This is a genomic window from Mucilaginibacter sp. UR6-1 (assembly GCF_020880975.1).
GTDB lineage: Bacteria > Bacteroidota > Bacteroidia > Sphingobacteriales > Sphingobacteriaceae > Mucilaginibacter.
The window spans coordinates 904,087-924,349 of the sequence record NZ_JAJIWP010000003.1; the positions used below are offsets into that span (position 1 = coordinate 904,087).

General features: G+C 44.3%; 15 protein-coding genes. 12 read left to right on the plus strand and 3 right to left on the minus strand.

Annotated elements, in window-relative coordinates:
- Positions 1–130 precede the first annotated feature (130 nt).
- The 5 genes from LJ707_RS14480 (at position 131) to LJ707_RS14500 (ending at position 10,435) form a co-directional block, all read left to right on the plus strand.
- Positions 131–2,599 (plus strand): glutaminase family protein, encoded by a 2,469-nt coding sequence (locus LJ707_RS14480; protein WP_228952175.1) that lies wholly within the window; start codon positions 131–133, stop codon positions 2,597–2,599.
- A 21-nt stretch (positions 2,600–2,620) separates the two neighbouring features.
- Positions 2,621–4,657: a beta-L-arabinofuranosidase domain-containing protein gene (locus LJ707_RS14485; RefSeq protein WP_228952177.1), complete on the plus strand. Its 2,037-nt coding sequence runs from the start codon at positions 2,621–2,623 to the stop codon at positions 4,655–4,657.
- A gap of 168 nt (positions 4,658–4,825) precedes the next feature.
- Positions 4,826–6,091, plus strand: a complete 1,266-nt coding sequence (fucP, locus tag LJ707_RS14490) for an L-fucose:H+ symporter permease (RefSeq protein WP_228952179.1) — start codon at positions 4,826–4,828, stop codon at positions 6,089–6,091.
- Between the two features lie 66 nt (positions 6,092–6,157).
- A complete protein-coding gene (locus LJ707_RS14495) occupies positions 6,158–6,865 on the plus strand; it encodes an NUDIX domain-containing protein (RefSeq protein WP_228952182.1) in 708 nt (235 codons plus the stop codon).
- An 84-nt stretch (positions 6,866–6,949) separates the two neighbouring features.
- Positions 6,950–10,435 (plus strand): PKD domain-containing protein, encoded by a 3,486-nt coding sequence (locus tag LJ707_RS14500; protein WP_228952184.1) that lies wholly within the window; start codon positions 6,950–6,952, stop codon positions 10,433–10,435.
- Between the two features lie 2 nt (positions 10,436–10,437).
- On the opposite strand, the gene rpoN is transcribed toward LJ707_RS14500, so the two are convergent.
- The gene (gene rpoN / locus LJ707_RS14505; protein ID WP_228952186.1) at positions 10,438–11,910 is read right to left on the minus strand and encodes an RNA polymerase factor sigma-54; all 1,473 of its coding nucleotides are present in this window, start codon (positions 11,908–11,910) and stop codon (positions 10,438–10,440) included.
- A 148-nt stretch (positions 11,911–12,058) separates the two neighbouring features.
- On the opposite strand from rpoN, the gene mscL reads away from it, so the two are divergent.
- From mscL to tsaB, 5 genes are all read left to right on the plus strand, one after another.
- Complete coding sequence (mscL, locus tag LJ707_RS14510) at positions 12,059–12,472, plus strand: large-conductance mechanosensitive channel protein MscL (RefSeq protein WP_228952188.1); 414 nt, start codon at positions 12,059–12,061, stop codon at positions 12,470–12,472.
- A gap of 136 nt (positions 12,473–12,608) precedes the next feature.
- Entirely contained in the window at positions 12,609–12,767 is a 159-nt protein-coding gene (gene rpmH, locus LJ707_RS14515) for a 50S ribosomal protein L34 (protein ID WP_092390256.1), read from the plus strand.
- A 71-nt stretch (positions 12,768–12,838) separates the two neighbouring features.
- Positions 12,839–13,222 carry a ribonuclease P protein component gene (locus LJ707_RS14520; RefSeq protein WP_228952190.1) on the plus strand — a complete coding sequence of 128 codons (384 nt, stop codon included), beginning with the start codon at positions 12,839–12,841 and terminating at the stop codon, positions 13,220–13,222.
- Positions 13,219–13,464, plus strand: coding sequence for a membrane protein insertion efficiency factor YidD (yidD, locus tag LJ707_RS14525; protein WP_228952192.1), 246 nt, complete (start codon positions 13,219–13,221; stop codon positions 13,462–13,464). Before LJ707_RS14520 ends, yidD begins: the two co-directional genes overlap by 4 nt.
- A 17-nt stretch (positions 13,465–13,481) precedes the next feature.
- Entirely contained in the window at positions 13,482–14,171 is a 690-nt protein-coding gene (gene tsaB, locus LJ707_RS14530) for a tRNA (adenosine(37)-N6)-threonylcarbamoyltransferase complex dimerization subunit type 1 TsaB (protein ID WP_228952193.1), read from the plus strand.
- Here the strand turns inward: tsaB and LJ707_RS14535 are convergent.
- Positions 14,166–15,596, minus strand: coding sequence for a DUF5723 family protein (locus LJ707_RS14535; protein ID WP_228952194.1), 1,431 nt, complete (start codon positions 15,594–15,596; stop codon positions 14,166–14,168). The two genes, tsaB and LJ707_RS14535, sit on opposite strands and share 6 nt — an antisense overlap.
- A 109-nt stretch (positions 15,597–15,705) precedes the next feature.
- A complete protein-coding gene (locus LJ707_RS14540; protein WP_228952195.1) occupies positions 15,706–17,289 on the minus strand; it encodes a hypothetical protein in 1,584 nt (527 codons plus the stop codon).
- Positions 17,290–17,382: 93 nt separating this feature from the next.
- On the opposite strand from LJ707_RS14540, the gene LJ707_RS14545 reads away from it, so the two are divergent.
- Together LJ707_RS14545 and priA are read left to right on the plus strand one after the other, a co-directional pair.
- Entirely contained in the window at positions 17,383–17,769 is a 387-nt protein-coding gene (locus tag LJ707_RS14545) for a DUF423 domain-containing protein (RefSeq protein WP_228952196.1), read from the plus strand.
- Positions 17,770–17,778: 9 nt separating this feature from the next.
- On the plus strand, positions 17,779–20,262 hold the full coding sequence (gene priA / locus LJ707_RS14550; protein WP_228952197.1) for a primosomal protein N': 2,484 nt from the start codon (positions 17,779–17,781) through the stop codon (positions 20,260–20,262).
- Position 20,263: the final 1 nt, after the last annotated feature.

The following is a 20,263-nucleotide window of genomic DNA, read 5'->3' on the forward strand; positions in this document are numbered from 1 at the left end:
TTAAAGCATCTAAACAGGAGGGTAGGCATAAGCTTATCCTCTTTTTTATTTATTTTTTGTCAGTTAGACATTTATTATAACTTTACGGCTTACTGAAAACCAATTCAATTAATACTATACCAAACAAGCAATGAAAAAAATCAGTTTTCGTTCTATTGCGTTCGCATGCCTTTTATCGGCGGGTGTGGCACATGCCCAGGATAGAAAGGCGCCATCGTACCCATTAGTAACGCACAATCCGTATTTCAGCATATGGTCAAACACCGATAAGCTGACCGAATCATCAACCAACCACTGGACCGGAGCAACACAATCGTTATTAGGTGTTATCAGCGTTGATGGTAAGTTTTACCGCTTTTTAGGCCAGGCGGCCGATAAGTATAAAACCATATTACCGGCATCTGATGAAAAAGGTTACAGCGTGAAATATACTGAAACCAAGCCTGCCGATGATTGGAATAATGCCAACTTTAACGATGCTTCCTGGAAAACCGGCGCGGCGCCATTTGGTGATAACGACCAGGTTAAAACAAGCTGGAAAAGCCACGACCTGTGGGTACGCCGCACATTTAGCTATACAAAAACTAATTTGAACGAGTTATACCTGAAAATAAATCACGATGATAACGTTGAGGTATATTTAAATGGCGACAAAATATTTGACCGCGAAGGCTGGACCAATGATTTTAAAATGATCAAGCTGAGCGATGGTGTAAAAAACAAGTTGAAGGATGGTGAGAATGTATTAGCCATACACGTAGCCAATACCGCCGGTGGCCGTTACCTTGATGCCGGTTTGGTTGAAAAAATAAAAGACGAGAGTAGTAGCAAACTGGAAATTGCCAAACAGAAAGCCGTAACCGTAAATGCTACCCAAACCATTTATAACTTTACCGCAGGCGGTGTTAACCTGGATGTTACTTTCACCTCGCCATTGTTAATGAGCGATTTGAACCTGATTGCAAGGCCGGTAAGCTATATAGCCTACAAAGCCAAAGCAAATGATGGTAAAAGCCATGCGGTAAAAGTGCTGTTCAGCGCATCGACAGACGTGGCGGTTAACACGCCCGTACAGGAGGTTAAGGCTACCAAATACGCTACTGCAAAATTATCTATATTAAAAGCAGGTACTACCTCGCAGCCGGTATTGCAAAAGCGTGGCGACGATTTGCGCATTGATTGGGGTTACATGTACGTAGCAGCACCAAAAGCCGAGAACGTATCGCAATTCATCACTGCCGAAAGCGAGGCTGCTACGTCGTTTGTTAGTGGCAGCCGTGTATCAACAGCGCAGCAAGGCCGTTCACTTGCGCTTAATACGGTTATTCCATTTGGTACAGTAGGCGCAACCGCGGTCGAAAAATATGTTGAACTGGGTTATGATGAGGTATACTCAATTCAATATTTTAAACAAAACCTGCGCCCTTGGTGGAATAATTCCGGCAAGCAAACTATTGAAGGCCAACTGGCTTTAGCTGCGGATCAGTATAAATCAGTGATCAGCAAATGCCAGGCATTCGATAAAACGCTATACGCCGATGCCAAAAAATCAGGCGGTGCAAAATATGCCGACCTTTGCGTATTGGCTTATCGCCAAAGCATCGCGGCGCATAACCTGGTAAAAAGCCCGCAGGGCGATCTGCTTTGGTTATCAAAAGAGAACTTCAGTAATGGTTCGATCAATACGGTTGATATTACCTATCCATCGGCGCCAATGTACCTGATCTATAATACCGGGTTGCTTAAAGGCATGATGAATGGTATATTCTACTACAGCGAGAGCGGTAAATTCCCTAAGGATTGGGCCGCGCATGATCTGGGTACCTATCCGCTGGCTAATGGCCAAACCTACGGTGAGGATATGCCGGTTGAAGAATCAGGCAACATGATCATTCTTACCGATGCTATTGTAAAGGCAGATGGCAACGCCGCTTATGCCAAAAAACACTGGGGCGTGTTAAGCAAATGGGTTAACTACCTGGTTAAGGATGGTTTCGATCCTAAAACACAGCTATGTACCGATGACTTTGCCGGTCACCTGGCGCGTAATGCCAACTTATCAGCAAAAGCTATTGTGGGTATTGCCTGCTACGCCGATATGGCCCAGCGTTTAGGTGATACTAAAACTGCCGATAAATACCGCACGATTGCTAAAGGCATGGTAACCAAATGGATGGAGCTTGCCGGTGATGGCGACCACTACACCCTTACCTTTGAGAACAAAGGCACCTGGAGCCAAAAGTATAATATTGTTTGGGATAAAGTATTAGGCTTGAACCTGTTCCCGCAGGAAGTGTACAACAAGGAAATAAAATTCTATCTTACCAAACAAAACGAGTTCGGTTTGCCGTTAGATAGCCGTAAAACCTACACAAAATCCGACTGGATATTATGGACAGCAACACTGGCCAACAACCAAAAGGATTTTGACGCGTTGGTAAACCCTATATGGAAATTCGCTATGGAAACACCATCACGTGTTCCGCTGAATGATTGGCACGAAACCACCGATGGTAAAATGGTGGGTTTCCAGGCACGTAGCGTGGTAAGTGGTTACTACATGAAAATGCTTTACGATAAAATGAAATCAAAAAAATAAACCAATATGCGTTTACCTGATATGAGAAGAACCTGGCTTTTAACACTGCTGGCATTGCAGGGCGGCAGCCTTATGGCGCAAACCGCTACGGCAATTAAGCAGGTTGATAACAGCAAGGTGAACAGCTATTATGTATCAAACAAGGCCCCGTTACGGCAGCAATACTTTGTAAAGCTGCCGGTAACGGCCATTAAACCCGGCGGCTGGCTGTTAAAGCAGTTGGAATTACAGCGCGATGGCCTGACCGGAAACCTGGGCGAGATCAGTATATGGCTGTCAAAAAATGATAACGCCTGGCTGAGTAAGGATGGCAAAGGCAAGTACGGCTGGGAAGAGCTGCCGTACTGGCTGAAAGGCTACGGCGATATGGCCTACGTGCTTAAAGACCCGAAAATGCTGAAGGAAACCAAATTCTGGATAGAAGCGGTGCTTAACAATCAGCGCGATAATGGTGATTTTGGTCCGGATGTGGAAAAGGGCCCCGGCAAGCGCGACCTGTGGACAAACATGCCGATGCTTTGGTGCCTGCAATCATATTACGATTATTCAAAAGATCCGCGTGTGCTGGATGTAATGACCAAATACTTCAAGTGGCAGCTAAGCATTCCTGACGATAAGTTTTTAGAGGATTACTGGGAGAAAAGCCGCGGTGGCGATAACATGCTAAGCGTGTACTGGCTCTATAACCGCACCGGCGACCAGTTTTTGCTCGACCTGGCTACCAAGCTGGATAAAAATACATCCGACTGGAGGCAAAAAGGCAACCTGCCCAACTGGCATAATGTTAATATAGCGCAATGCTTTCGCGAGCCGGCAACCTATTACCTGCAAAGTAATAACCCGGCCGACCTGCAGGCCACTTACGATGTGTTTAAACTAACACGTGACATTTACGGCCAGGTGCCTGGCGGAATGTTCGGTGCTGACGAAAACGCCCGCAAAGGTTATGATGACCCGCGCCAGGCGGTTGAAACCTGCGGACTGGTAGAGCAAATGACATCAGACCAGTACCTGCTGCAATTTACCGGCGATACCTTTTGGGCCGATAACTGCGAGGATGTGGCTTTTAATACCTTCCCGGCGGCATTTACGTCAGATTATAAAGCCCTGCGTTACCTTACCGCACCCAATATGGTAGTGAGCGACAGCAAGAACCATGCGCCGGGTATTGATAACACCGGTCCGTTTTTGGCCATGAACCCCTTTAGCAGCCGTTGCTGCCAGCACAACCACTCGGCAGGTTGGGTGTATTATAACGAGAATAGCTGGATGGCTACGCCAGATAATGGTGTCGCGGCGCTGCTATACGCTCCGGGCGAAGTTACCGCCAAGGTAGGTTCAGGCGGGCTGACCAAAATTATCACCACAACCCAATACCCCTTTAATGATGTGATCGACATGAAAGTGATCACCTTTGAAAAAAATGCATTCCCGGTTTATTTGCGTGTACCGGCCTGGTGCATCGCCCCTGTAGTAAAAGTTAACGGCAAGGTAGTAAAGGTTACTGCGCAAGGCGGTGAGTACATTAAGCTGGATAATACCTGGAAAAACGGGGATAAAATAAGCCTGCAACTGCCTATGAAGATAGCGGTTAGGCAATGGGCTAAAAACAAAAACAGCGCCAGCGTAAATTATGGGCCGCTAACTTACTCGTTAAAGATCAACGAGCGTTATGAAAAAAAGGACAGCAAGAAAACCGCCATTGGCGATTCGCAATGGCAGGAGAATGCCGATCCTGTGAAATGGCCAAGCTGGGAGATCTACCCCGAATCGGCATGGAACTATGGTTTGCTGCTAAACAGCCAAAAGCCCGAGCAATCATTCACGGTGGTTAAAGGCACCTGGCCAAAGGATAATAATCCGTTCACTAATGCCTCGGCACCAATTACGCTCAAGGCAAGCGGCAAGCAGATACCCAGCTGGCAAATAGATCAGTATGGTTTATGCGGTGTATTGCCGCAAAGCCCGGTTAAAACCGAGCAGCCCCAAACCAGCCTTACGCTGGTACCGATGGGCGGTGCAAGGTTACGCATAGCATCATTCCCGGTGGTGCAATAATCCGTAAAAAAGTAGGATAATACATTTCGGCAAGGCGTGAGAGTACATACTTTCACGCCTTGTTTGCGTTATACTAATTATTGGTAACAAATAAAGTACAACATAAATCGGTTTACTAAAAAATACATACATTAGCGCCATACCCAATTATTACCGTTATCAACTTTTATGGATCAAAAACCTAAATTAACCGAGAGCAAGTACCTTATTGTTTTTGCGTTTGTAACTTCACTGTTTATGCTGTGGGGCATAGCCATTACCATGGGCGATGTGTTGAACAAGCATTTCCAAACCGTGTTGAATCTTAGTAAGTCGCAATCTGCATACGTACAGGTTTCTATATTCGGAGCTTATGCTTTTATGGGTATCCCGGCAGGTTTATTCATGAAAAAGTTTGGTTATAAAAATGGGGTTTTGCTGGGCTTGTTTTTATATGCGGTTGGGGCTTTTTTGTTTGTTCCTGCAGCAGGTGCAGAATCATTCACCTTTTTCAGGATAGCGCTGTTTATTTTAGCTTGCGGACTGGCAACGTTAGAAACGGTTGCACACCCGTTTGTAGCTGCCTTAGGCGACCAGCGCACAAGTGACCAGCGGATAAATTTTGCACAATCATTTAACGGAGTAGGAGCTATCTTGGGCCCGTCAATTGGTAGTTACTTCATTTTAAGAGGTGTGGGTGCCGGTTCCGTTGATCTGACTTCCGTAAAAATATTATATGTAGTTATAGGCAGTGTAATTGCCCTGATAGGTATTTTATTTTCATTTGTAAAAGTACCGCCTTTAAGCGATCCGCATGTTATTGCAAATGATACCTATGCAAAGGATGCCAATGAAACCGTAAAGGTTGGTTTTTTAGAGGAGATTAGCTGGCTATCAAAACGTAAACATTACGTATTTGCAGTGGTGGCGCAGTTATTTAACGTTGGCGCACAAGGTGGTACCTGGGCATTTTTCATCAATTACGGTGAAGAAGTAATGGGATTTACACCTGAAAAAGCGGGCTACTTTTTATCATTAAGTATGGTAATGCTGATGGTTGGTCGTTTTATAGGTACTGTTTTAATGAGCTTTATTGCCCCGAACAAGCTTTTAGCTGTATTCGCCTCGGGCGCTATTATAATGTGTATCATAGCATCACAGGGTTACGGCTGGGCATCATATGTAGCATTGATCATGATCAACTTCTTCTTCAGCATCATGTTCCCAACCATATTCAGTTTAGGGTTGAAGGATCTGGGTAAACATACCGAGCAGGCATCGTCATTTATTGTGATGGGGGTTGTAGGCGGCGCCTTATTCCCGCCAATTATGGGTTTGGTGGCCAATACTGATGTTGCCAAGGCTTATTACTTGCCTATCATCTGTTACGCGGTTATCGGGCTGTTCGGCTTTTTGTATCCTAAGTTGAACAAGAATATAAGGCAGGCGCAATAATTGTATTTGTTACAGTTGATGTAAATATCTATAATTACATCATAATTAACCTACAGGTCATAATTCATGCAAAAATATACGGGTGAAACTCCGGTTTTAGTGGCTGCCGATTGTATAATTTTCGGTTTCGACGGATGGAACATCAAACTGCTGCTGGTGCAACGTAACCTTGATCCTGAAAAGGGTAAATGGAGTTTGATGGGTGGTTTTATGAAACCCGGCGAATCGCCCGATGATGCCGCCAACCGCGTGCTCGAACAGCGTACCGGCCTCAAAAATGTATACATGGATCAGCTCAAGGTTTTCGGCAACCCGGATCGCGACCCGGTGGAGCGTACGCTTTCTATTGTTTATTACGCACTTATTGACATTAATGAGTACGAAAAACAACTGAATGATGAGCACCATGCCGAATGGTTTTTGCCTGAGGAAATGCCCGAACTGATATTTGACCATACCGAAATGGTGAAGCTGGCCCGCCGCCAGTTAATGTATAAGGCTGCCCTGCACCCGATATTGTTCCAGTTACTGCCCGAAAAATTTACCATACCGCAATTGCAGGCATTATACGAGGGTGTATACCAAACCAAGTTTGATGATCGTAACTTTAGCCGCAAATTGCTATCAACCGGTTTACTCATCAAACTGAACGAAAAGGATAAGCAATCCTCAAAAAAAGGAGCATTTTATTATACCTTAGATCAATCGCACTACGAGGAGAATTTTGAATCATTCCTTAACCTGGTGCCTAATCCGAATAAATTTTTTCAGTAAACGCAATATTTAGTATATTTATTAACCAGCTTATTATAAATCGGTTAATAAATATATCACGTGCGTTTTATTTATCACATCTGCTTGTTGTGGCTGCTAATAATATGCGCGCTATCAGCCAATGCACAAAGCTATACTACCAGTAAAGGCACTAAATTTTGGGCGGCTTATATTGAACATATAAGCGGGGCCGGTGCAAGTAAAAGCAGGATGATATTATACATTGCTTGTGATGTTAGTACATCGGGTACGGTAAACATAGCTGACGGTAGTTTTAGTACTACCTTTAGTGTGCCTGCAAACGGATTGGCTTATGTAGAGATACCGTCGTCAGCACACATCACCCGGTCGGGCTCTAAATTAAAAGGTATATTTATTGAAGCCAAAAATCCTGTGGCTGTTTACGCCCACATCTTTGCATCGGCAGTTTCAGGTGCTACTTTGTTGCTGCCTGTAAATACTTTGGGTAAGGATTATTACTCTATTAATTATACCCAGCAGTCAAACTCAATGTTTCCTACGCAGGAGAAGAAAAAGAGTTTGTCGGAGTTTGCGGTTATTGCTACTGAAGATAATACAACTGTTGAGATCACGCCAAATGAATTACTTACTGACAGGCATGAGGCAAATCAACCTTTTGCTGTTAAGCTTAAAAAAGGGGAGGTTTATCAGGGCCAATCAGAAAGAGATTTGACAAGCACCCGCATCAGATCAATAAGCGTTGATGATGAGCCCTGTAAAAAAATAGCTGTATTTTCCGGGAGCACAAAAATGGCTATCGGGTGTGATGAAAGTAATTTTTCGTCAGACAATGTCATACAGCAGGTTTATCCGACAGCATCATGGGGTAAAAATTATATAACAGTACCGTTAAAAAATCGTGATTACGATATTTTCAGAGTAATATTCAGTGAACGCAATACCGAGGTAAAAGTTAACGGCACTGTAATGGCACCTCAAACTCCGGGCATAAATTACATTGAATTTTCATCACAAAAAGCAAACGTAATTACTGCCAATAAACCTGTGCAGGTTGTTCAATATGCAGTTACACAAACACAAACTACAAGCTGTGTTGCAAGTGATGAAACAGAAGGAGATCCGGAGGTGATCTACCTTAATCCGCTTGAGCAAACGCTTGACAGGGTTACCTTATATTCAGCAAATAATTTCAGTATACGCTCTCACTACATCAACGTGGTGCTAAAAACTGCTGATGCTGCTTCCTTTAAAATTGATGGCAAACCATACAACGAATTTTTTACCGTTCCGGGTAGTAATAATTACTCCTATGCTCAGATAAAAGTATCAAGAGGCGTTCATAACATCTCCGCTTCGAGCGGTTTTAACGCTATTGCCTACGGTTTTGGGCGTTTTGAATCTTATGGTTATTCTGCCGGTGCTAATCTCGAAAATCTGAACGAAAGGATAGTGCTTGCTTCCGCTGGCAGTAATGACAGCTATCTGGCCGGCTGTTCAGAGGCTGATTATTACTTACAGTTAACGTTGCCATACAAAACAGGTGCGATCAGGTGGATATTGCATGATGGTACCGAGGTGGTTGATAATAATCCCAGGTATAACACGGTGATTATAAATGAGCGGGAATTATATGTTTACAGATATGTTGATAAGGTTAAATATACTCCGGGCGATTATAATGTTAAGGCTTTTGTTTATCCGGGCGAGAATAACGACTGCGGCTCAACACGGGAAGTAGATTTTGAATTTAATATTACTGCCCCGCCCGTAGCTGATTTTACGGCGCAGAATGTTTGCTTAACCAATGAGGTTGCCTTTGTTGATAATAGCCGGGCAACAGCAAATACAATAAAAAACTGGCATTGGGATTTTGGTGATGGTACCACGGCCGATGTACAGTCGCCATCACACCTATATGCATCACAGGGTAGCTATAAAGTTACGCTGGTGGTAACTAATGCCAACGGTTGTATTGACGCAACAACGCAAACTGTTGCTATAGCCCCGCCGCCCGAGGGTGATTTTACTTATGCCGCTTTATTATGTTCGGCAGGTGAAACTGTACGCTTAACCGGTACATCGCCAACGCTTACTGATATTGCCGAATGGCGCGTTGACTTTGGCGACGGTACACCCGAAAAAAGTTTTACAGATAATAAATTGTTCCATCAGTATAGCCGTGGGGGCGTTTATACGGTTTCATTAAGGGTGCGCGCGGTAAACGCAAGTTGTTACAGCGAACCGGTTAGCCATGCGTTAACAGTAAATACCGCGCCCGTTACCGCTTTTACCGTGCCCGAAATTTGTACTGCCGATGTGGCTAAGTTTGAAAATAAAACCTTGCTGGCTGATGGCACTGCCGGGCAGATTACGTATTCGTGGAACTTTGGCGACCCGGCTTCGGGCGCGAATAATAACAGCAATGCTACGGATGGCGAGCACCGTTACGCAACCGCCGGGCGTTACACGGTTACACTTACCGCATTCAGTAACAATGGCTGCGCGGTTAGCCGCACTGCTGAGATTGTAGTAAACGGCGGTACAATTAGCGGGAATATTGATGTAGAGAACCGCGCTAATTTATGTGTAAGTGAGCCGGTAACATTTATAAATAAGGCATCAGTAAACAGCGGTAAAATTATAAAGGTTGAATGGTACTTTGATGTATTGGCAAAGCCTGCTGATAAGGTGAGCTATACCGGGGATAACATGCCTGCCGATGGTAGGTTTAGTCACATGTATGAGGTTTTTTCTTCACCTGCTACCAAAACCATTCGTGTTAAAATGGTGGCATATTCGGGCCAAAGCTGTTTTGAGGAATACACGGAGGATATTACCCTGTATGCACAGCCACAGATAGATATTACATCATCAGCCGGTTTTACGATATGCGAAGATGCCGGGCCGGTAAATTTTATGGCTGATTTTAACGGACTTTCAGGTACAGGTACTTACTCAGGTGCCGGCATTTCTGCTGCCGGGGTTTTTACCCCCGCTACAGCAGGGGTAGGCACGCATAGCGTTACTTACACCTTCCGGTCGGCTAATGGGTGCCCTGCTGTAAAAAACTTTGATGTAGTAGTAAGCAAACTGCCGGTAGTTACGGTGCCCGATGTGGTCAATGTATTTAATAATCGCACCATGCAGGCTAATATACAAGCCACAGGTGATGGCCTGACTTATAAGTGGGTGCCATCTGCCGGGCTTGATAGGGATGATGTGCTTAACCCCAATATTACGTTAAATGCTGATATGAGTTACCGGCTCATCGTTACCTCGGCAAGTTGCAGCGTTACCAAAATAGTAAATGTAAAGGTGCATCAGCAACTTACTATACCCAATACTTTCACCCCCAATGGCGATGGTATAAATGATACCTGGAATATTGATCTGCTTAAAAGCTTTCCGGATTGTGTGATTACTGTGGTTAACAGAAATGGGTCAAAGGTATTTACATCAGTAGGGTACCAAACCCCTTGGAACGGTACTATTAACGGTAACCAGTTACCGGCGGGCACTTATTACTACACACTCGATCTGAAAGACGGGAGCAAACTTTACACAGGTTATTTAACCTTGTTAAAGTGATCTTATAGTTCCTTACGTAATCGGGCTACCGGAATATTCATTTGTTCGCGGTATTTGGCAACAGTACGGCGGGCAATATTGTAACCGGCATCTTTTAATATTTCGGTAAGCTTTTCGTCGGCCAGCGGATGGCGTTTATCTTCCTTGCCAATGTGCTCTTCCAATATCTTTTTCACCTCTTTGTTTGATACCTCTTCGCCGCTTTCGGTTTGTATAGCTTCGGAGAAAAATGATTTCAGTAAAAAAGTGCCATGCTCGGTTTGTACATATTTTGAGTTTGCCACACGCGATACGGTCGATATATCCATGTTTATCTTATCGGCAATATCTTTCAATATCATCGGGCGCAGGTTTTTGTCGTCCCCGGTTAAAAAGAAATCGTACTGATATTGCATAATGGCGTTCATTGTTTTGAGCAGCGTTTGCTGGCGCTGCTTAATGGCATCAATAAACCATTTAGCCGAATCGAGCTTTTGTTTAACGAACTGAACGGCCTCTTTTAATTTTTTATCTTTTTGCGATGCCTTATCGTAGTGCTGAAACATCTCCTGGTATGATCGGCTTACCTTCAGTTCAGGCGCGTTTTTGGCATTCAGGGTAAGTATCAGCACGCCATCGTTATTGCTGATATGAAAATCAGGGATCACCTGCATTTGCTTGGTGTTCACCTCGCTCGAGTCGCCGGGCTTAGGGTTAAGTTTCAGTATCTCATTAACAACGGCACGCAACTCGTTAGAGTTAAGGTTTAGCGAGCGCTCCAGTTTATCGTAATGCTTGCGTGTAAACTCATCAAGGTGATTTTCAACCACCAGTATTGCTTTCTTAACAATAGGGTCGTTAGCGTCCTTTTTGCGCAGTTGTATCAGCAGGCATTCCTGTAAGGTACGCGCAGCCACTCCCGGCGGGTCAAAAGTTTGTATCACCTTCAGCATATCCTCAACTTCTTCGTCCTCGGCCATAACGTTGGCTGAAAAGGCAAGATCGTCCGTAAGCGACATAATAGGCCTGCGCAGGTAACCATCATCATCAAGGCTGCCGATGATCTGCTTGCCAATTAAAAAGTCCTTGTCTGATAGCAGCAGCAGATCCAGTTGGGCTTGCAGGTTCTCAATAAATGAGCTTTGAATAGCGATGGGCATTTCCTTCTTATCTTCCTCATCATCGCCGTTCTGGTCATAGCGCGATCCGTAATCGTTCACGCTGTCATCCTGCAAATAATCATCTATATTAAATTCATCAGCCTCACCGCCCTCATGGTCATTGTTGCCAAAGTCATCATCCGGGTCGCGGTCGGGGTATTGTTCCTCCGGTTCGCTTAAGGTAAGGCTAAAATCTTCAAGTGCCGGGTTGTCCTCCAGTTCCTCTTTAATACGGGTATCTAATGACACGGTAGGCACCTGCAGCAATTTTATAAATTGTATTTGCTGCGGCGATAGCTTTTGTAGTAGCTTTTGTTGAAGATTTTGTTTTAGCATAGTTTAGTAAGCCCAAAATTACATCAAATAGGCATAACTTTAAAATAAGTTACATTATTGACGGGATAATGATGTAAAAGGATAAAAGGAATACATTTGTTTTAACACGCTATTATTTTTTAACTTAGTAAAACTTAAATTATAAATTATGGGCTTTGCAAAGGAATTCAGAGAGTTTGCCATGCGTGGCAACGTGGTCGATCTGGCAGTGGGTGTCATCATCGGCGCGGCATTTGGTAAAATAGTTACCTCCCTGGTAAATGATGTAATTATGCCGCCTATAGGATACGTTACCGGCGGTGTTGATTTCTCTGATAAAAAAATACTCCTTAAAGCTGCAGATCCGGTTGCTAAGACTGCTGAAGTATCAATTTTATACGGCAACTTTATTAATACCATCATTCAGTTTTTGATTGTAGCGTTTTGTATTTTCATTGTGGTGAAAGGTATTAATTCATTAAAAAAGAAAGAGGAAGCTGCACCTGCCGCCCCTCCGGCACCAAGCAAGGAGGAAGTTTTATTAGCCGAAATTCGCGATATACTTGCCAGTAAACAGGCCTGAAAAGTGCATATGTTGATAACTAACCAGATATTACTATAAATATTAGTTAACAGGGTGTTTGATTAAAACAAAAAAAGCACTACATTTGCGCTCTTGTTTTTAAAAACGATATAACGACGAATAACAATATACAGCGATGAAAAGAACGTTTCAGCCATCTCAAAGAAAAAGAAGAAATAAGCACGGTTTCCGTGAGCGTATGTCAACTGCTAACGGCAGAAGGGTTTTAGCTTCAAGAAGAGCTAAAGGCAGAAAAAGATTAAGCGTGTCTGACGAGCGTCGTCACAAAGCATAATTCCGGTTTCCACCAGTTGCGAATACCCGGGCCAGACCGTTTTTTAATTTATTGGTTCAACCCTTGCAACTATGTATACTTTTAAAAAAGAAGAACGCTTATGTAATAAACGGCTTATCGCCGGTTTGTATCATAACGGTTCTTCTTTTTTATGTTATCCCTTTAAGGTTTCGTGGATGCCCGTTGCTGCTGATGATGCAGCAGGCGTGCCTGTACAGGTGCTTTTTTCCGTCCCCAAAAAACGGTTTAAAAGGGCTGTAGACCGAAATCTGATCAAACGCCGCTCGCGCGAGGCATACCGCCTGCATAAACATCAACTTTTATATAGCCATTTACCTGATAAGGAAATCATTCTCTCGTTAACTTATGTAGGCAAGGAAATCGCCGATTATTCGTTTATCGAAAAAAAGATGATCAAACTATTTGCGCAATTAAGCGGAGAGGTACTGAAATGAGATGGCTGGCTAACTTGTTTAAAAGCCTTATAGGCGCGTTTTTTATCCTGCTCATACGTATTTACCAATATTTATTATCGCCGCTGTTTGGCGCGGCCTGCCGCTACACGCCTTCATGTTCGCAATACGGCATTGAGGCTGTAAAAAAACATGGTGCTTTTAAAGGCGGATGGTTAACTTTGAAGCGCATTGCGCGTTGCAACCCCTGGGGTGGCCACGGGCACGATCCGGTACCTGATTGATACTGTACAAATTTTCTATGAATACCATACTGCAAATTGAAACCGCAACCACTGCCTGTTCAGTAGCTATCGCTGTAAACGGGGAGGTGATCGCTGTAAAAACCGTTAACCAGCGTAATATACATGCCGAGGTGATTACCTTGTTTATTGATGAATTGCTTAGCGATGCAGGTATTGCTCATAACGCGCTCGATGCTGTAGCCGTTAGCGCGGGGCCGGGTTCATATACGGGTTTGCGGATAGGTATATCAACAGCTAAAGGTTTGTGCTTCGCATTGGATAAGCCGCTTATTGCTGTTGAAACGCTGGAAGCCATGACGCAGGGTTTTATCAGCTCTGGTTTGGTTGATATTACTAAGGGTACATTGTTATGCCCCATGATTGATGCGCGCCGTATGGAGGTTTACACCGCTATATTTAATGCCGGTGGTAATCGCCTTAAAGAAACTTCGGCCGAGATAATTGACGTTGATAGTTATGCTGCGGAACTGGCAAATAACCAGGTGGTGTTTTTTGGTGATGGCGCCCCCAAATTTCAGGATGTGCTGACGCACGCCAACGCCATTATAGCCCCTGAGTTTATCAATTCGGCGGCTTACCTCACCAAAGCCGCCCTGCAAAAGTTTAAAGCCGGGCAGTTTGAGGATGTGGCTTACTATGAGCCATTTTATCTTAAAGATTTTATTGCCGGTAAAAAGGCGCTATAACTCGCCGCCGCCTTTACGCTTGCCGAATATTTTATCGAAAAATCTGCCGAAAAAGCCTTTCTCTTCACCCATTGGGATGTAGCTGGCGTTCATCGGGCTTTCAATAGGCCGGCCAAACTTTAACGAAAAGCCTAAAAAGAAATCGGCACCGGTGTACGGTGTATTATAGCCTGTACTTTGTATGGCGATACGCCCGGTAGGGAGCAATCTTTCTGAGCCGATATAAAATTCGGCGTTTGGCGATTTGTACATAAACTGCCCGCCAAAGTTAAACAAGCGCAGATCGTTATAAGATGCGGTGGCCGTAAGCGTAATGTTGTTGTATTGAAAATGATCAACCAGCGCGCCGGTTAAACCACGGTAAAACACCTGCTTTTGTACAATAAGCGTTGGCAACATGCTAAAAGTGCGGTCGTAATTAAAAAAGAATTTTTTGGCGATGCTCATCTCGGCCAACCCATCAGTAGGGGTGGTAAACGAGCCGGTGTGTATATAGCCTGATTTTAACAGGTTTGAGAGCTGATTGCGCACGCTATCTTCACGCCATGGCTGCGACAGGTCAGTAAGTGTGGTTGAGCCCAATACGCGATAGGTGTTTGACTTTCCGCTCCAGTGTACAAAACCCAGATCCTTTACGTTGCCTTGTAATATATAACCTTCCTCGGTTTTGTATGATCCGCCTATGGATACCGAAGCGCCGGGGTTACGAAAGTTTGGCGCGAAGGTGTTTGCCTTGAACCGGCCCGCGTTCTCGCTGGCGTAATACAATCCGTCTAAGTATAAATTGGCCTGGTCGGCGGGTTTATCAAACTCGATGCTCGATCTGTTGATCAGCACCTCCTGGTATTGCAAGCCCATCAAAAAGTTTACCTTAAAACCAAATGCCGCCCTTTTGCTCAATTTTTCGCGGTACGAAAAACCTATCTGGTGGTAAGTTTGGTAATACCCATTGCTGTTCAAAACATCTTCATACGGGCGGTTCTGAAAATTTGCCGAACCGTTAAACAGGGCTATCGTTTCATCAGTAATGGTGCCATTGGCTTCGCCTTTTGTTTTAACTGATATGCCCATCTCCTTATCGCCCCTCATATCGGCATACCATTTAAACATCAGCAAATAAACGCCGGTATTGCCTACTACATGGTTTAGTTTACGGTTGCCCACCTCTAACTGCGAGTTATCATAACGCTCATCAAACAAACGGCTTTGTATAGAGCGTTGCGCGTTACCTGTTAAAAAGGCATAGGCCCCAAAATTGGGTATCAAAAAGTTGGAAGCCATGTTATAGCTCGAATCGCGGATGAAGGAGCGCTGCGACGGATTTTCGAATGAATCAAAAAGTGTTCCGGTGTTATATTGTGAAAACTGCTGTGCTGCTGCAAACATAGGGGCCGACAGTAGTAACAGTAGTAAAAATTTCTTCATATAAAAAACTTGGTTTTAACCCCTTGTAACGCGTTTGCTTTAGTATGCAGTAGTTTGCTTGTTAAACGCTTTTATGACGGTATGGTTGTTTAAAATGTTAAATACTTAATTAGTTAACAGTCAATGTTTCATCCTCATCCTTTTTGGCATTTGCGCCTATGCAAAAGTTGGTATAAAAACTGTTGCCTGCAGCGGTTAGCTGGTACGATACCCCGAACACATTTTGCCAGCCGGGTTCGCTCTCGTTAAATGAGCGGTAAGTTTGTTTACGCATGCCTCGCCTGAAAACGTAGCGCGCGTTTTTGCTGTGTACAAAATAGCAAATGTTACCTCTTTGCGACATCAGGTTATCAAAATTACTGTAACCATCGGTTTTGGTTAAAAACTTGCGATTCATGTAGCTCTCGTAATAACTCTGTATCTCCTGATAGGTGGCCGCCAGTATCAGGTAATTATCAATCACCATAAAATATGGCTTACGGAAACCACCGAATGCATCACCCAGCAGGTAATACATCAGCCTGTCGTAATTCAACTTCCCGCTGTTTTCGCTCATGCCCGAGCTTATGTTTAAAAAATGAGGTAACAACTTTGATCCGTCCTTTAAAGCCACAATAGCCAGTTTCTCCTGAAAGCGGGTGGTAACCACCGCGAATTCATTTCCGGCTAATAAATTGAATGCCTGCTTAATATTTACACCTGTTTCATTTTTAATGTTAGCATACAAGCTGCTTTCCTTTTTGCTGATGCCGGTGTTTTGCTGCCATTTATCAAGGTCGGTAAAAAATTGTTTGGTGTTTGAAAGCGCAAAACCGTTGTAATAGGCCGTGGTTGATGGCAGTATATTTTTTAAATGATTATCAACCGGTTTTTGGTTGATGAATACATTAAGGTAACCATGCCTGCCGCCCTGTGTAAGGCTTGATGTACCGTTGAACATCAACGCGTCGCTTTTATAATTAAGGCTGAGTATACCCGTTGCGGCTAAGCCGTAAACACTGGCAGGCAAACTATTGTCATTAGTAAAATAACTCTTTAGCAGCGGGTTAAACTGCTGGTAGTTAATATACAGGTTAGCCAGCGAGTTGTTGTTTTGCTGAGTGGGCGAAATGGCGTAATCTGTTTTTTCGGCCTCATTGCCGGCAGCGGCCTGTATCAGGTTATTTGAAAAGCTGCCGGTGTATATACCCCGCCCTTTGTTAATAATGTAGAACCGCCTTTTTATGGGTTTAATATATATAGCATAGCCTTTGCGCTTACCAACGGTATATGGCGATATTAAAAGCTGTTTATTGGCTTTAAGCAAATCAAAAGCTTTGTTGTTAAAGTTTTTTGGGGCTACCGCGGTAATAAGTAAAGCGGTACCGGTATCGGCCGGGTGTACTGATATAAAGAGGTGTTGTCCGTTAAATAAGCCTTCCCCATTATTTTCAGGGTTAAGTATTTTACGCAGCGTATCCAGGTCGTCAATATTATCCTTGCCTGATATGGCTGCAAGCAGCTTATTGTTCTTGAAAATATCGTAAAAGCTTTTATCATTAGGGAATTCAAACACCATGGCGGCATTAGCAGGTATGCTGCGCATAACCTGGCTGGTATGCTGGCCGGGCGGGTTAAGGTTTTTAAAGTAAGCCACCGTAATATAACCGCAGGCAACAAGCAAAATAACCGTAATAAAAATTATCCGTTTCATTTATATGTTTGCACTCGCAAGTTATGTAAATTATGGCACTGCGTTAAACGTTTACTTCCCAAAATTAAGCTAACTTAGTCTTTTTATCTTTCAATGAATAAACAAATCATATTCACGGCCGCGGTATTTGGCGCGGTTGCGGTTATACTTGGTGCCTTTGGCGCTCACGGCTTGCGTGCGTTAATAGCTGAGCGCCAGCTTGAAGTTTGGCAAACAGGCGTACAGTATAATTTTTATCACGTGTTCGCTTTGCTGTTCCTTTCTACATTTACACGTTTTAAAAACAAATTAATTGCGGCGGCCTATTATTTATTTACGCTGGGCATCGTGTTTTTTTCGGGTTCACTGTATTTATTATCCTGCCGCGATCTGTTAGGCTGGAACTGGCTGAGTGTGCTTGGCCCCGTAACGCCAATAGGGGGTTTGTTATTTATTGCCGGTTGGGTATGCCTCGCACTGGCCGCCTTACGTTATCGTTAATATTACTACATGCTCGAGTTCGCATCATCAGATACATCCGAAAGGAAAACGCTTTTTGTTGAGGTTATTTTGCCCCTGGCCATAGCCAAAAATTATACCTACCGCGTGCCTTTTGAAATGAATAACGCCGTTGCCATTGGCAAGCGGGTGGTGGTGCAGTTTGGTAAAAGTAAACTGTATACGGCTATAGTAGCGGGCATAGGCACACAGGCACCCGAAAAATATGAGGCTAAGTATTTGTTAGAGGTGCTGGACGACCAGCCCATAGTTACCGCGTACCAGCTACAGCTTTGGCAGTGGATAGCCGAGTATTACATGTGTAATGTAGGCGAGGTAATGAATGCCGCGCTGCCATCGGCATTAAAACTGGCCAGCGAAACCAAGATTGTGCTGAACAAGGACTTTCCTATAGACCGGGCCACCCTGCACGATAAGGAGTTTCTGATAGCCGAGGCGCTTGATCTGCAGCCTGAACTTACCGTGAGCGACATAGCCAAGCTGCTGGGCCAAAAAACGGTTATGCCGATATTGAAGGGGATGTTTGAGAAGAACATCATCAATATATCCGAAGAAGTGAGCGACAGGTATAAGCCGCGCAAGCGTACCTTTATTACGCTTAACCCTATTTATCACGATCAGGATAACCTGCGCGAGCTGTTCAATATTTTAGAGCGTGCCCCAAAACAGGCCGATGCGTTGCTGACTTATATAAAGCTGGCACGCTACCAAAAGGCGGTATCAAAAAATGATATTGCCGAAGAGAGCGGTGCGGGCCCCGCCGTAATAAAGGCGCTTATAGAAAAAGAGATATTTTTTGCAGAGGAAAAAAGTGTGAGCCGCCTGCATTACGAGGAGGAGAACGATACCGGTATATTTGACCTGAGCGAGCAGCAGCAAACGGCCCTTACCGATATACAAAGGCAGTTTGACGATAAGGATACCGTATTGCTTTATGGCGTAACATCATCAGGTAAAACGCAGATTTATGTGCGCCTGATAGAGGAGATGATAAACAGCGGCAGACAGGTGCTTTATCTGTTGCCCGAAATTGCCCTGACTACCCATATCATTGAGCGTTTACGGGCTTACTTTGGGAACAACATAGGCGTATATCATTCCAAGTTTAATGATAATGAGCGGGCAGAGGTATGGCAAAAGGTGCTGAACGGCGATTACAGAGTAATTTTAGGTGCACGATCATCGGTGTTTTTGCCGTTTGATGATCTGGGGCTGATCATTGTTGACGAAGAACACGAAACTTCATACAAACAGTTTGACCCGGCACCACGTTACAACGCGCGCGATGTGGCCATTTACCTATCAGGCATGTATAAAGCCAAGGTGCTGCTGGGGTCGGCTACGCCATCTTTTGAGAGTTATTTTAACGCCCGTGTACATAAATACGGATTGACTGAATTGGTGCAGCGTTACGGCGGCGTTGAACTGCCCGATATTGAGGTGGTAAGCATAGCTGAAGAAACCAAACAAAAAACAATAAAATCGCACTTTACCAGTGTGCTGATGCGGGATATGCAGCAGGCCATTGCAGATAAGGAGCAGGTGATCCTGTTTCAAAACCGCAGGGGCTACGCGCCATTGCTGATGTGCCGCACCTGCGCGCATACGCCAAAGTGTATTAATTGCGATGTAAGCCTTACCTACCATAAAAGCAGCGGCAAGTTACACTGCCATTATTGTGGTTATAAGGAAGATTCACCGTCCGTTTGCCCGGCCTGCGGTTCAACGCACCTGGAATATAAGGGTTTTGGTACCGAAAAGATAGAGGATGAATTAAGCCTGCTACTGCCTGATGCGCGCCTTGCCCGTATGGATATGGACACCACACGATCGCGCAACGCGCTGCAAAACATCCTTAATAATCTCGAAGAAAAAAAGATAGATGTATTAGTAGGTACGCAAATGGTAGCCAAGGGGCTTGATTTTGCCGGAGTAACCGTTATCGGTATCATCAATGCCGATAGCTTACTTAAATTTCCGGATTACCGTGCCAATGAGCGTAGTTACCAGTTGTTATCGCAGGTGAGCGGCAGGGCAGGCCGCAGGGGTAAGCGTGGTAAGGTAGTGATACAAACTTATGACGTTAATCACCGTGTGATAAAACAGGTGATAGAGAATGATTACCACGACCTCTATTTTACCGAGATGGAGGAGCGGCGAAGCTTTAAATATCCGCCATATTACCGCATCATCAACCTTGATATAAAACACAAGGACCCTGACGCGCTGTATAACCAGGCTATTTACCTGGCCAATGAGCTACGCAAGCAATTTGGTGATAGGGTGATAGGTCCTGAAGCGCCTCTTGTTAGCCGCATACGTAACTACTACATCAAAAGCATTATGCTCAAGTTTGAAAAGGATGGTATTTCCATCAACAAAGCCAAAGCAGTTATCCGCGATGTGATCACCCAGTTTCAAACAACAAAACTGAGCAAGGGCAGCATTGTTCAGCCGGATGTTGACCCGTATTAAG

Excerpts from the sequence above, each read along its gene's own strand:
- LJ707_RS14480 (WP_228952175.1), top strand. The coding sequence starts at position 131 with ATGAAAAAAATCAGTTTTCGTTCTATTGCGTTCGCATGCCTTTTATCG.
- LJ707_RS14485 (WP_228952177.1), top strand. The coding sequence starts at position 2,621 with ATGAGAAGAACCTGGCTTTTAACACTGCTGGCATTGCAGGGCGGCAGC.
- fucP (WP_228952179.1), top strand. The coding sequence starts at position 4,826 with ATGGATCAAAAACCTAAATTAACCGAGAGCAAGTACCTTATTGTTTTT.
- LJ707_RS14495 (WP_228952182.1), top strand. The coding sequence starts at position 6,158 with ATGCAAAAATATACGGGTGAAACTCCGGTTTTAGTGGCTGCCGATTGT.
- rpoN (WP_228952186.1), bottom strand. The coding sequence starts at position 11,910 with ATGCTAAAACAAAATCTTCAACAAAAGCTACTACAAAAGCTATCGCCG.
- mscL (WP_228952188.1), top strand. The coding sequence starts at position 12,059 with ATGGGCTTTGCAAAGGAATTCAGAGAGTTTGCCATGCGTGGCAACGTG.
- rpmH (WP_092390256.1), top strand. The coding sequence starts at position 12,609 with ATGAAAAGAACGTTTCAGCCATCTCAAAGAAAAAGAAGAAATAAGCAC.
- LJ707_RS14520 (WP_228952190.1), top strand. The coding sequence starts at position 12,839 with ATGTATACTTTTAAAAAAGAAGAACGCTTATGTAATAAACGGCTTATC.
- yidD (WP_228952192.1), top strand. The coding sequence starts at position 13,219 with ATGAGATGGCTGGCTAACTTGTTTAAAAGCCTTATAGGCGCGTTTTTT.
- tsaB (WP_228952193.1), top strand. The coding sequence starts at position 13,482 with ATGAATACCATACTGCAAATTGAAACCGCAACCACTGCCTGTTCAGTA.
- LJ707_RS14535 (WP_228952194.1), bottom strand. The coding sequence starts at position 15,596 with ATGAAGAAATTTTTACTACTGTTACTACTGTCGGCCCCTATGTTTGCA.
- LJ707_RS14540 (WP_228952195.1), bottom strand. The coding sequence starts at position 17,289 with ATGAAACGGATAATTTTTATTACGGTTATTTTGCTTGTTGCCTGCGGT.
- LJ707_RS14545 (WP_228952196.1), top strand. The coding sequence starts at position 17,383 with ATGAATAAACAAATCATATTCACGGCCGCGGTATTTGGCGCGGTTGCG.
- priA (WP_228952197.1), top strand. The coding sequence starts at position 17,779 with ATGCTCGAGTTCGCATCATCAGATACATCCGAAAGGAAAACGCTTTTT.